The following is a 12,261-nucleotide window of genomic DNA, read 5'->3' on the forward strand; positions in this document are numbered from 1 at the left end:
CAAGATCGAACACCATTAACCTATAAGGAGTATATATGAAAAAATTTCTACTTGCCTCTGTCTGTCTACTAGCTCTTACCGCTTGTAGCCAAGGCCAACAAGGCAAAGGAACTACTGCCGCTTCTTCCAAGCAAGAGGCCACTCAAAACAAAAAGGAGCAAGTCCAAACCAAGACCTTTGTTCGTGACCTCGGTGATCACTACCAAAACAAAATTCAAATTGGCTACAAGAATGAGGAAATTGTCTCTTTTACTTTCCTTAGTTTTGAACCCATTTCCTCAGATTTGCAAGACATGGATCTTCCTGAATTAAAGGAAATCTACCAAGAAGAATTAGAACATAGCGATATCTATAAAACCTTAAATGGTAAGCCTGGACTTAGCTTCCGCATTCAAATTTCAAAAGATAAACAATCCTATGCTAAAGTCTTACAGGCTGACTTCTCAAAAATCAAGAAAGATGAGTTTGCTACCATCTACGGAGATCAAGGGGAGGAAGAAAGAGCCGAGTTCAAGAAATACCTCAATGGCAAACCTCAAGATCTCTTTACCTATTTCAAAGATCAAGGTCTCAAAGAAGAAAAATAAAAAGAGCTTCCTGAGTTTCATCACCACACTGGTGAGGGCTCAGAAAGCTTTTTCTTATTTGTTCAAGATTGAAAGAGTTTCAAGGAGATTGTCCGCATGAACTTCGATGGTATCTCCTGTCGCTTTGATTTTCACTTCAACGATGCCTTCAGCTGCTTTCTTACCAACTGTTACGCGGATTGGAAGTCCAATCAAATCACTATCGCTGAATTTGACACCAGCGCGTTCATTTCGGTCATCCACCAAGACTTCGTAGCCTTTATTCACCAAGGCTTCTTCGATCCGATCGGTCAAAGCAAGGCTTGCTTCATCCTTAACATTGACTGGAATCAAATGCACATCAAATGGCGCCAATTCTTTAGGGAAGTTAATTCCCCAAGCGTAACGGTACTCCCCTTTTGGAGTCTTATTGACAAAGAGGCGTGCATGTTGCTCCATAACGGCTGAAAGAAGACGGCTGACACCGATTCCGTAGCAGCCCATGATGATTGGAACTGCACGACCGTTTTCGTCTAAGACATCTGCTCCCATGCTAGCGGAGTAGCGTGTACCGAGTTTGAAAATGTGACCGATTTCGATCCCACGTGCAAAGTTCAAGACCCCTTTCCCATCTGGTGAGATTTCGCCTTCACGAACTTCACGGATATCGACGTATTCTGCAGTAAAGTCACGTCCTGGGTTGACACCAGTCAAGTGGTAGCCTGTTTCATTGGCACCGACTACTGCATTGCGGCTGTCTTGGACCTTGCGGTCTGCGATAATCTTAACATTTTCAGGAAGATCTACTGGACCGAGAGAGCCAAAATCTGCTCCTAATAATTCTTTCACTTCCACTTCGGTTGCAGGTTCAAAGAAGTCTGCGCCGAGGTGGTTTTTCAACTTCACTTCATTGAGCTGATCATTACCTACAAGAAGGGCTACAACAGGCTCACCATCTGCAATGTAAACCAAAGTCTTGATAGTAGCTTCTTCTGGAACATCCAAGAATGCAGCTACTTCATCAATCGATTTGACACCTGGTGTTTCCACGCGTTTCACTTCTTCTTCCGCTACGACACGGTTACTTGGCTTGTATTCGTTAGTAGCCATCTCCAAGTTGGCAGCATAGGTTGATTCACTTGAATAGGCAATGGTATCTTCACCAGAGACCATCCATTTGAGCAATTCTGCTTTGATTTCTTCTTGGACTTCTGCTGGGATCTCATCAAAGGAAGCCACCGATTTGTCTAAAACAACCCAACGGTCCAAGTCTGTACGAGCAGGCGTAACAGCCATAAACTCTTGGCTATCTTTTCCGCCCATAGCACCACCATCACCGATGATGGCTTTGTAGTCGATACCACTGCGGGTGAAGATTCGCTCATAAGCTGCCTTGTATTCATCATAAGTGACATCTAAGCTATCGTAGTTAGCATGGAAGCTATAGCCATCTTTCATGATGAACTCACGGGTCCGAAGAAGACCGTTCCGTGGGCGTTTTTCATCGCGGTATTTTGGTTGAATTTGGTAGAGATTCAACGGCAATTGTTTGTAAGATTTTACTGAGTCGCGCACAATAGCGGTAAAAGTTTCTTCGTGAGTTGGACCTAAGATAAAGTCAGAGCCTTCACGGTTTTTCAACTTATAGAGGTCTTCCCCGTAAGTTTCGTAACGACCAGATTCACGCCAGAGATCCGCACTCAAAAGGGCTGGAGCAAGCATTTCTACTGCTCCAATTTTTTCAAATTCTTGGCGCATGATGCCTTTTGCTTTTTCAATCACTCGATTTGCTAATGGCAGATAAGAATAGACACCAGCTGAGACTTGGCGAACATAACCTGCACGCAACATCAAAGCATGGCTAATGACTTGAGCATCGCTTGGCATTTCGCGAAGCGTTGGAATCAACATTTTACTTTGTTTCATGGACAATATCCTTTTCTATTTCAAAAATAATTTCATAATATCATTCCAGGTGACAGCAATCATCAAAATAACCATTACAGCTACACCTGCAAGCGTCATGTAGGTTTCTACTTCCTGTTTCAGTGGCTTTCTCCGGACGACCTCGATCAAATTGATCAAGATTTTCCCGCCATCCAAAGCGGGAATCGGGATTAGATTGAAGATCCCAATATTAATAGAGAGCATGGCCATAAGAGATAAGACTGCTGGAATCCCTAATTGAGCAGCTTGTGAGCTGGCATTGTAGATGGCGACCGGACCACCCAGTTTATTGAGACTAAAGTGGAAAATGATATCTTTCAAAGCTCCCAAAATCCGTGTCGCTGTATTCCAGGTATCTGTAAAACCAGACAAGAGTTTATCCACAAATCCTGTCTTGAGGCCATTTGTCACACCCAAATAGTAACGATTCCCTGACTTGGTTGGCTTCACTTTGACTTCTTTTTCTTGGCCGTCTGTTTTGATTTTCAGGGTCAATTCAGGAGCCGTCTTGCTGTCCTTGGTTGCTTTTTCGACAGCATCTGTCAGCTCATCCCAGTTGCTAACGGTATCGTTATTGACTTGAAGGATCTGAACATTGCTTTTGACACCGACCTTAGCCAGCGCCCCATCGGGTGCCACCTGAACATTGTTGCTGTAGTAGTCAATCGCACCGCCTCGCATAAAAGCTAGAAGTGAGTAGACGACAATACTGAGGATAAAGTTGTTCATAGGACCCGCAAAGTTGGTGATCAACCGTCCCCAAATGCTGGCATTCTGATACTGAACATCTCTCGGTGCAATCCGCACCTCTGTCCCATCTTCCTCAACGATGGTCGCATCATGATCGACATCATAAGTCTTGGTCTCATCGAGAACCAAGCCTGTAATTTCCAGTTTGTCTTCAAAGTCAAACTGGGTAACATTCATGGGAAGGGCTGTCTGATCCAGATTCTTTCCTGAAAGATTGATCCGGACAACCTTGCTAACCTCATTTAGCGTCAAGCTGACAGGTGTTCCGGTTTTAATCTCAGTTGTATCCTCACCCCAGCCAGCCATACGAACATAGCCACCTAAAGGTAGAATGCGAATCGTATAGGCTGTTCCATCTTGACCAATATGGGCAAAGATCTTGGGACCCATCCCGATCGAGAATTCTCGCACCAGGATGCCCGATTTTTTTGCAAAATAGAAATGACCAAACTCGTGAACGAGAACGATCACTCCAAAAATAACAATAAAGGCAATAAACTGCATCGTTCTATACGTGGTTTCCTTTCTATTTCTTCTGTCTTAGAACAAACCCAAGAAATGCATCAAGGGAAAGACAAAAATCAAACTATCAAAGCGGTCTAGAACACCACCATGTCCTGGAATAAATTTCCCAGAATCTTTCACACCGAAATGGCGTTTAATCGCGCTCTCTACCAGATCTCCAAACTGACCTGCGATACTAAAGAGGATGGTAAAGAAGATCATAGCAAGAAAACCATGTCCACCTGCCACAGAGCGATCCACGATCATATAGATCACAGTTACCGCAACTGCAGACAAGATTCCCCCAAGACTGCCTTCAATCGTTTTATTAGGAGAAACCGCAGGCATGAGCTTGCGTTTCCCAAACCGGCTTCCTACCAGATAAGCACCTGAATCTGTAGCCCAGACAATAAAGAGGGCTAACAAAACCTTATCAATACCAGCGATTCGCGCATCTACTAAGGAATGGAAGCCGAGTCCAACATAAAAGCTGGACGCAATGGGGTAGACCACATCTTCATAATTATAATTCTGAGCAAGAACAGTTGTCCCCATGAGAATCAAGACAACCAGACCATAGGCAATCATATTGCCATCTGCTGGAAGGTAAGGGAGGTAGTCCTCGATCGGCAAAGTCAGGACGAAGGCCGCTAACATGGCTAGCGCTCCTTCAAAAGTCGCTGTCTCAAGCCCCTTCATCTTGAGCAATTCATGAACCCCTAGCATGGCGATCAAGCCAATCACAATCTGGAAGAATACCCCTCCAACCATTACTGTTGGAATGAAAAAGAGCAGGGCAATTCCTCCAAAAATCACACGTTTTTGTAAATCTTTCGTCATCATCTTCTCCTAAACACCACCAAATCTCCGATGGCGATGGCTATATTCTACTATGGCACTTCGTAGTGCTTCCTCTCCAAAATCTGGCCACATCACATCTGTGAAATACAACTCACTATAAGCAGCCTGCCAAGGAAGGAAATTACTCAAACGGATCTCTCCGCTGGTACGAATAATCAAATCCGGATCCCTTAGGACACGTGGCAAACTCTCGGTATAGAGAGAATCTGCGATCATCTCTTCTGTGATATCTTCTGGACTAAACTTCGCATCCAAGACTTCTTGGGCGATCTGCTTCACAGCCTGAGTGATCTCTGCACGTCCACCATAATTGAGTGCGAAATTCAGGATCAAGCCTGTATTGAGATGGGTCATCGCTTCTGCTCTTTCCAAAGCCTCCAGCGTTTCTTTTGGTAATTTCTTGGTGTCACCAATCATTTGAATCTTGACATTGTTGCGATGCAATTCGGGGAAGAAACGATCATAAAATTCGACCGGCAAGTGCATGATGAACTTGACTTCATCTTCAGGGCGTGTCCAGTTTTCCGTAGAAAAGGCATAGACAGTCAAGACCTGAACCCCCATATTTTTTGCTGCAATCGTCACTTCTTGGAGAGCTTCCATCCCTGCCTTATGACCGAAGACGCGCGGTTGCATCCGCTTTTTCGCCCAGCGACCATTACCATCCATAATGATCCCAATGTGTTTCGGGACTTCTAAAGGTATCTCGATTTTTTCTTTTTTCTTAAAACGAAACATGTTTTTCTACCTATTTCAATATTTATCGCTTCATTATACCATAAATCCCCATAAAATAGGGACTCTGGCCTCTTTTTTGAACCAGCAAGGCTTTCCTTCATCACATCGTCCTATTTGCCCACCAAAAAAGAGGCCTTTGCCTCTTCTTTGATGATTATTCTTCGATGGCTGAATCAGCATCTGAGCTAGCACCTTCTGTAGCAGTGGCTGAGATTCCTTCTGATACAGGAAGAACTGTTTTGATCGCTCCCAATTCAAAGGTCAGGTAGACACCATCAACATCCAAGACAACGGTCTTGCGGTCTGTATCGACTTCATCGATGGTTCCGTACAAGCCACCAATCGTGATGACTTCATTTCCTTTTTGAAGTTTATTCAAACTTTCCATCCGTTTTTGGTACTGTTTCTTTTGGCTACGGCTCATGAAGTACATCAAACTGACCATAAGAACGAGCATAATTAGCAAACTTCCGCCTTGCATATGTTTCTCCTTTAATTTTCATATATGCTATACTATATCAAATTTCGCCCGTCTTTTCAAGTTTTCCCATCCTCTTCAAGTAAAATCAGACTCCAGTCTCAGAGAGGAGGCAAGTTTTGATGAAAAAGAAAAAAACCACGAAAAGTGGGCTACTGACTAGTCAATCGTAATGCCATACTTTTCATGATTCTCATCATACCAATCAATCAAGGCCAAAGCCGTTTGATAGGTAATATTTTTGATTTTACTCGTTCCCTTCGTCAAAGTCGCTAAGCTCATTTTGCTGATGTTTGTTTCAGTTGCGACACGATAGCTCGTCAAGCGACCGTCAACCATCAGTTGAACAACGGCTTCCACTTTTCTGTATTCGGGAGTTGAGTAGATATCAATTGTATTGCTCATCTTACTTCCATTCCTCAAATTTTATTCTTGTATAGATTATATACTTATTTTCTTTATTTATTAATAATTTTGCTCAAATTGGATTAATTTCACTAATTATTGATGTTTTTTTAGCTCAAATAGGAGGATTTTGGCCTTATACGGCGAATAATTTCCCCCAGGTGGGAAGAAAAAATAAAGACTGCTATATGATAGCAGTCTCTATTTTTCACAAACTAATTCGCCTTAATCTGCTTGTTTATCAGCGTTTTCTTCCTTCTTTGTGTCTTTTTCTCTAATCACAAGGACACCATCTTCCATGTCTGCTTCGAGATGTTTGGCATCCAAGTTATCCAAGTGGAAGTCTGTGACTTTGTCACGGATTTGTTGTTCAACTACCCGACGGAGTGGACGAACACCCATCACTTCATCATAACCTTCTTCAGTCATGTATTCTTTAGCTGCATCGCTCACTGCTAAGTCGATTTCTTTCTTAGAAAGGGTCTTATTGACATCTACCAACATCAAATCAACAATCTTAGAAAGGTCTTCCTTGCTCAAGTGTGAGAATTCAATGACAGCGTTGAAACGGTTCAAGAATTCTGGACGGAAGTAAGGTTTCAAACGATCCATGAGTTCTGGTTTATCCGCATCTTCTGTCAAGTTGGCTTCGTAACCAAAGCCAGCGTTTGAAGTGGCGATAATCACAGTGTTCTTGAAGTTGACCGTGTTCCCTTGACCATCTGTCAAACGACCATCATCCAAAACTTGGAGGAGAAGTGTGATCACTTGAGGGTCCGCCTTTTCAATTTCGTCGAGAAGAACGATTGAGTATGGGTTACGGCGAACACGTTCTGTCAAGGTATTGCTGTTGTCATCGTAACCAACATAACCAGCTGTTGTACCAATCAATTTAGAAACGGCTGTACGGTCGCTGTATTCTGACATATCCAAACGGATGATGGCATCTTTGGTTCCGAACATATCAAGAGCCAATTGTTTAGCCAACTCAGTTTTACCAACACCAGTAGGACCTACAAAGAGGAAGCTACCGATTGGGCGGTTCCCTTCGTCAAATCCTGCACGGTTCCGACGGATGGCACGTGCCACTGCTTCAACGGCTTTATCTTGACCGATAACCTTAGTTTGCAAACGGTGACCCATATCTTTCAAACGTTCGATATCAGTTGCACCCATTTGTGACACTGGAATACCCGTCATCCGTTCTACAGATTCAGCCACATCGTTGATTGTTGCCGTTACTTTATGGTCTTCCGTATGGTTTTCAATTTTCTTTTCAAGTTCTTCGATACGAACTTTTGCATTAAGAGCTGCTTCGTAATCTTCTTTAGCAGCTGCAGCTTCTTGTTTAGCTTTTTCTTCTTCAATTTCATGTTCCACAGCATGGACATCTGTTACTGGATGTTGGGCTGCCAAGTGAGCAGCTGTCACATCGACCAAGTCAATGGCCTTATCAGGCAAGCTACGTTGTGGAATGTATTGGATCGAATAATCAACCGCTGCTTTCAAAACTTCATCTGGCAAGATGACATTGTGGTGTTTTTCATAAAGATCACGGATCCCTTGGAGAATCTTGAAAGTATCTTCAGCTGATGGAGCATTGACTTTCACTTCGTTGAAACGACGAGCAAGAGCTGCATTCTTCAAGATGGTGTTACGGTATTCATCTTGAGTAGTTGCCCCAATGACTGTCAATTCCCCACGTGAAAGAGCAGGTTTGATGATATCCGCAAGACCTTTAGATCCTTGACCATCACCTGTGCTACCTGCACCAAGGATTTGATGGATTTCATCAAAGAAGAGAATAACATTTCCCATAGCCTTGACTTCTTGGATCAGATTTTGAATATTTTCTTCAAAGCTACCACGGTATTGCGTACCAGCTTCTAGACCAGAAATATCAATCGAGATGATTTCTTTGTTCTTGATAGCAGCTGGAACATCTCCGTTCACAATAGCTTGTGCCAAACCTTCTACAACTGCTGTTTTACCAACACCGGCATCCCCTACAAGGACAGGGTTGTTCTTGGTACGACGTGACAAGATTTCAGCAGTTTCTTGAATTTCTTTATTACGTCCGATGACTGGATCCAATTTTCCTTCACGAGCTTCTTCGGTCAAGTTGCGACCAAGTTTTGCAAGGATCCCATCTTGTTTCATTCCTTTACCTTGATGGTGTTGCACTTGCTCGCTTCCTTCATTTGGAAGTTGACCGGTTTGGCGGTAAATAGCGAATTCTTCAGGTGTCACTTCACGACCGTTGATCATGTAGCGACGGCTTTCAGAACGAAAACCACCCATGTTTCCCATTAGTTGATTGAAAAGATCATCCATATTGTTAAAGTTGTTATTCATATTGTATACCTCTAATTTACATAATTTTAATTCATTCTTGAAAATTAGCAGACCAATTGGCTGCCATTTGATTGTTTACATAATTTTAATTCATTTATTTAATAATAGCCCTACAGGCTAACAGTTTCTATTTTTCCTTTTATCAATTAGTTGTCTTAATTCTGGAAATAGCATATCACCATCTCCTTTCCACTATTGATCTTGTAAACCAGTAGGTTTTTCCAACCTCTTTTTGTTTACATAAATTATTATAACGCAGACTGATTTCTTTGTCAACACTTTTTTACATAATTTTTAAAATTTATTAAAAAAATCTGGATGTCACTCCAGATTCCATATTTAAATAGAAGTTCTTGGCTAGATAGATTTAAATTTACCAGCTTTTTCTTGAATAGCTGTCTGTACATTTTTAGCAAATTGCCCCACCATGGATTGGTCTAGTTGCTTTCCGACCACTTGGACGTCTTCTTCAGCTACTGTTGCAATCGCAGTCAAGCCATCATTGTAACGCTTCTCAACTCCTGCCTTGCAGGTCAATAAAACGGGCGCATAGACAACCCGGATTAAATCTTTTTCAAGTTTCTTTCGGCTTTCGATGATCCTCATCTTATCTTTCATATCTAAATCAAAGAAATCTTTGACTGGACTATCACCCATACTTCCTCCTCTTCTATACTATGAAACTTTATCTTGTGCAAACTCCTCTTCCAGTTGGCGTCTATCTTTCCGGTAGGATTGCCATAAATTCTCTTCCTCGATTTCGATCTGTTTTAAAGCTACTTGTGCAGCTTCTCTAGCTTCGAGATCATACTCTTCGATACAGCGATGGAGGGACTCCCATCCACAACTGACATCAACCTCCTGCTCTTGTAAAAAGGAAGCTGCCAACGCATACTCTTCTTCCAGCATCTGGGTGAAGAGCTGCTGTTTTCTTTCCACTAGGCAACGCTTTTCATCTAGCTCCAAGCGCGCTTTTTGGAACTCTCTTTCCAAGTGATCTAGTTTCTTTTCCTTTTTCGAAAGAGTAGATGAAATTAATAAGCTAGTTGTTCCCACTGGTTCATTTCTCCTGCTATTTCTTGATCTTTTGCTTTTAAGAGCTCAATTCCTGCATTCACTTGCTCGTTTAAAGTATGAAATTCATTCGATAAGGACTGATATGCAGCCAAACGATTGTCAAACCTTTCTCTTACTTCAGTGACAACTGTTTGCTTTGTTGCACCAGCCTGTGCATAGGCCTCTTCTACTTCCGCAAGATTGAGAATGAAGCCTTTCGGAACGGTATGTAATACTTTCTCCAAAGCTTCTAAATCTGTATCCAGTTGTGCCTTAGATTTCTGAGCTTGCTCCAGCCCTTCATCCACTACTCGAAACAGCTCATCAGAAGCCAAGCGCGCCTGCAAAGCATCCAGATAGATCCGTTCACTTGAGCTCAGTCCACCACCTGTTTTTTGCAATTTATCCTTTAGGCGATAGTAAACCTTCATCCGCTCTTCAATGATTTCCTTCCGAGTGATGGCTTCCGTTCCCTTTTCAAGAACCAAATTCCCATCCTTATCATAGATATAACCATGCATCATGTGCTGCAGGCCAGTATTTATCAAATTCTTAGTTTTGAGGTGCTTGACAATCCCACTGGATTCCTTGCTTCCAGAATCCTGATAGCCCAAGCTAACCAAATCTTTATGGTCAATGTGGTTGTAGATTTTGTACTTCAGCGAATCTATACGCGCTTTTTGCTCGGGTGTTAAGATGGAATAGGCATTAGGGCCATTGTATAGATGGACAGTCCCAATATGAGACGCTTCTTCTTCCGTCAAGCAGGCAAGCGCATACTGAATATTCATAGACCCCAGAGAGTGACCGTATAGATCGATCTTGGCATTGGGGTATTTTCGGATCACCTCTTTCAAATGAGCTGCAGCATCTTTAAATTGCGGAGGCGGGAAAGTCCCGTTTTCATCATTGTATTTTTTTAAAAAAGCAGCTCCCATTAAAGCAGGAAATTTAACCTGTTCTTCGGCTGTTCTTTCTGCAAAAAAGCCGACCATATCTGATGCTTTTTCCTGTACGAAATTGCTGACAGGATTGTCCATTGCTTTTTGTATGAACCTACCAACGGGAGTGGCCTCCGGTGGAAGATTAACAGATGTAGGAATAATTGCATCTTCAAAAGCTTCTACAGCATTGTTAAAACTATCTTTAGCCTTATCTCGCGCATAATTCTTCGCATATTCTGTTGCATACTCACTTGCACCACCAGGGTTCAAAATATTGGAAGCTGCTGGCAAATCTGTCTTTACCCAATCCGTATATGTATCATGGAGTAATTTTTGTGTACTTGTATCAGTTTCAGATCCCTTCATCAAGACAGTCACGTCATGGATTTGGGCACGCGCTTCATCAGAAGCAGTATAGGGGACTGCATTTTGTTGCGCGCCTTGGCCATTATTAGTAAGAACGAAGACTTGCTCCTCATTGTCATTTACATTATCATAAATATGGGCAACATTACCAATGTATTCGTCTTTCTTCGTCCCAATTTTAAACTTTCCATTTATTTTGACATCTTTTTCGTATTCAAGTAGAGCAGCTTTAACATTTTGTTGATCATTGAAATTTAAATTATTAGCCATTATCACTCCTTATCTAATAAATCACTTAACTCCTCTGTTTCCCCAAAATAGGTCTCTTCATATTTCCCTGTTGTAGCATCCTCTTGTATAGTTGTGCTTAAAACTAATTTTTCATCATTATTTATAACTATTTTTACTAATAGCCCTCCCATCGGATTATAATCTAAATCATCTTTAGAGATTTTATATGATTTTATTTTTCCTTCTGGAGTAAGAGCTTTAGGATCTAATTTTTTCAACATATTTTCAATCGCTACCTTCATCTTCTTACTCTCTGCGATTTGAATCATTTCTTGTTTCTTGGCAGATTGTCCATTAAAAAAGCTACAGCCTCCTAAGCTCAGGCTAAATACTACCATTATCAACACAATAAATTTACTTTTTTTCATCTTCTTCCCATTCTTTCTTCAGGTTTCTTAGAATTTATTATACAAAATTCTATTCATACCTGAAATGTTACTTTTGTTAAAAAATGTTGCCAAAAGGTTACAAGCACTACATATTGATGTAACATACTTGGCCCAATCAATAAATTCTATAAAATAGATGAGGTTGCTATTGCTTGTCTCTTTCTATTAATTTCGTTAATTCTTTAGGCGTTCCTGATGTGGCAACAAGATATTCTCCTGAATCCTCTTCTATGACCGTCATATCAATCGTCAACCGATCATCCCTATTAATGACAATTTCGACAATAATTCCTTCCATTGGATTATATTTTAATTTATCTTTTAAAATTCTATAAGACTTTATTTTCCCATTTGGAGTTAATGCCTCTGGATCCAGATTTTTTAAATAGGTTTCAATTGCCACTTTCATCTTCTGACTCTCTGCAATCTGAATCATTTCCCTTCTCTCAGCAGCTTTATCTGTAAAAAGACTGCAGCCTCCTAGAAACAAAGTCAGTAAGAATAGTAGCATTAATCGTTGTTTTTTATCAGTCATATGTTCCCTCTCACTTATATTATTCGTAATGATTTTTAAAAAATGACCCAATTTTTAAAAATTTTTTCCAGAACCT

The 12,261-nt window shown here is 41.4% G+C and carries 13 protein-coding genes; 1 reads left to right on the forward strand and 12 read right to left on the reverse strand.

The annotated features are described in order from the left end of the window. Nucleotides 1–35: 35 nt before the first annotated feature. Entirely contained in the window at nt 36–587 is a 552-nt protein-coding gene (locus tag HMPREF2904_RS05915; protein WP_070660934.1) for a hypothetical protein, read from the forward strand. 54 nt (nt 588–641) lie between these two features. On the opposite strand, the gene HMPREF2904_RS05920 is transcribed toward HMPREF2904_RS05915, so the two are convergent. From HMPREF2904_RS05920 to HMPREF2904_RS05975, 12 genes are all read right to left on the reverse strand, one after another. Continuing rightward, nucleotides 642–2,492 (reverse strand): proline--tRNA ligase, encoded by a 1,851-nt coding sequence (locus HMPREF2904_RS05920; protein WP_021154372.1) that lies wholly within the window; start codon nt 2,490–2,492, stop codon nt 642–644. A gap of 15 nt (nt 2,493–2,507) precedes the next feature. Next, on the reverse strand, nt 2,508–3,767 hold the full coding sequence (gene rseP / locus HMPREF2904_RS05925) for an RIP metalloprotease RseP (protein WP_070660937.1): 1,260 nt from the start codon (nt 3,765–3,767) through the stop codon (nt 2,508–2,510). Nucleotides 3,768–3,803: 36 nt separating this feature from the next. Further along, a complete protein-coding gene (locus HMPREF2904_RS05930) occupies nt 3,804–4,607 on the reverse strand; it encodes a phosphatidate cytidylyltransferase (RefSeq protein ID WP_023919527.1) in 804 nt (267 codons plus the stop codon). 9 nt (nt 4,608–4,616) lie between these two features. Then, nucleotides 4,617–5,366, reverse strand: a complete 750-nt coding sequence (locus HMPREF2904_RS05935; RefSeq protein ID WP_070660940.1) for an isoprenyl transferase — start codon at nt 5,364–5,366, stop codon at nt 4,617–4,619. A 154-nt stretch (nt 5,367–5,520) separates the two neighbouring features. After that, on the reverse strand, nt 5,521–5,847 hold the full coding sequence (gene yajC / locus HMPREF2904_RS05940; protein WP_070660943.1) for a preprotein translocase subunit YajC: 327 nt from the start codon (nt 5,845–5,847) through the stop codon (nt 5,521–5,523). 156 nt (nt 5,848–6,003) lie between these two features. Beyond that, a complete protein-coding gene (locus tag HMPREF2904_RS05945) occupies nt 6,004–6,249 on the reverse strand; it encodes a hypothetical protein (RefSeq protein WP_003009969.1) in 246 nt (81 codons plus the stop codon). 225 nt (nt 6,250–6,474) lie between these two features. Beyond that, nucleotides 6,475–8,604 carry an AAA family ATPase gene (locus tag HMPREF2904_RS05950; RefSeq protein ID WP_049523161.1) on the reverse strand — a complete coding sequence of 710 codons (2,130 nt, stop codon included), beginning with the start codon at nt 8,602–8,604 and terminating at the stop codon, nt 6,475–6,477. A 357-nt stretch (nt 8,605–8,961) separates the two neighbouring features. Continuing rightward, nucleotides 8,962–9,261 (reverse strand): hypothetical protein, encoded by a 300-nt coding sequence (locus tag HMPREF2904_RS05955; RefSeq protein WP_070586354.1) that lies wholly within the window; start codon nt 9,259–9,261, stop codon nt 8,962–8,964. A gap of 18 nt (nt 9,262–9,279) precedes the next feature. Continuing rightward, nucleotides 9,280–9,660, reverse strand: coding sequence for a type III secretion protein (locus HMPREF2904_RS05960; RefSeq protein WP_070660946.1), 381 nt, complete (start codon nt 9,658–9,660; stop codon nt 9,280–9,282). After that, entirely contained in the window at nt 9,639–11,240 is a 1,602-nt protein-coding gene (locus HMPREF2904_RS05965) for a lipase family protein (protein WP_070660949.1), read from the reverse strand. The genes HMPREF2904_RS05960 and HMPREF2904_RS05965 overlap by 22 nt, the downstream gene beginning before the upstream one ends. Nucleotides 11,241–11,242: 2 nt before the next feature. After that, nucleotides 11,243–11,629: a DUF1310 family protein gene (locus HMPREF2904_RS05970; RefSeq protein WP_049473088.1), complete on the reverse strand. Its 387-nt coding sequence runs from the start codon at nt 11,627–11,629 to the stop codon at nt 11,243–11,245. 166 nt (nt 11,630–11,795) lie between these two features. After that, the gene (locus tag HMPREF2904_RS05975; RefSeq protein ID WP_070660953.1) at nt 11,796–12,185 is read right to left on the reverse strand and encodes a DUF1310 family protein; all 390 of its coding nucleotides are present in this window, start codon (nt 12,183–12,185) and stop codon (nt 11,796–11,798) included. Nucleotides 12,186–12,261 lie beyond the last annotated feature (76 nt).

The organism is Streptococcus sp. HMSC072G04 (assembly GCF_001813295.1).
Classification (GTDB): domain Bacteria; phylum Bacillota; class Bacilli; order Lactobacillales; family Streptococcaceae; genus Streptococcus.

Bases quoted from the DNA above. Each gene is read 5' to 3' on its own strand.
- HMPREF2904_RS05920 (WP_021154372.1), bottom strand. From the start codon at position 2,492: ATGAAACAAAGTAAAATGTTGATTCCAACGCTTCGCGAAATGCCAAGC.
- rseP (WP_070660937.1), bottom strand. From the start codon at position 3,767: ATGCAGTTTATTGCCTTTATTGTTATTTTTGGAGTGATCGTTCTCGTT.
- HMPREF2904_RS05950 (WP_049523161.1), bottom strand. From the start codon at position 8,604: ATGAATAACAACTTTAACAATATGGATGATCTTTTCAATCAACTAATG.
- HMPREF2904_RS05915 (WP_070660934.1), top strand. From the start codon at position 36: ATGAAAAAATTTCTACTTGCCTCTGTCTGTCTACTAGCTCTTACCGCT.
- HMPREF2904_RS05935 (WP_070660940.1), bottom strand. From the start codon at position 5,366: ATGTTTCGTTTTAAGAAAAAAGAAAAAATCGAGATACCTTTAGAAGTC.
- HMPREF2904_RS05970 (WP_049473088.1), bottom strand. From the start codon at position 11,629: ATGAAAAAAAGTAAATTTATTGTGTTGATAATGGTAGTATTTAGCCTG.
- HMPREF2904_RS05945 (WP_003009969.1), bottom strand. From the start codon at position 6,249: ATGAGCAATACAATTGATATCTACTCAACTCCCGAATACAGAAAAGTG.
- HMPREF2904_RS05930 (WP_023919527.1), bottom strand. From the start codon at position 4,607: ATGACGAAAGATTTACAAAAACGTGTGATTTTTGGAGGAATTGCCCTG.
- yajC (WP_070660943.1), bottom strand. From the start codon at position 5,847: ATGCAAGGCGGAAGTTTGCTAATTATGCTCGTTCTTATGGTCAGTTTG.
- HMPREF2904_RS05975 (WP_070660953.1), bottom strand. From the start codon at position 12,185: ATGACTGATAAAAAACAACGATTAATGCTACTATTCTTACTGACTTTG.
- HMPREF2904_RS05955 (WP_070586354.1), bottom strand. From the start codon at position 9,261: ATGGGTGATAGTCCAGTCAAAGATTTCTTTGATTTAGATATGAAAGAT.
- HMPREF2904_RS05965 (WP_070660949.1), bottom strand. From the start codon at position 11,240: ATGGCTAATAATTTAAATTTCAATGATCAACAAAATGTTAAAGCTGCT.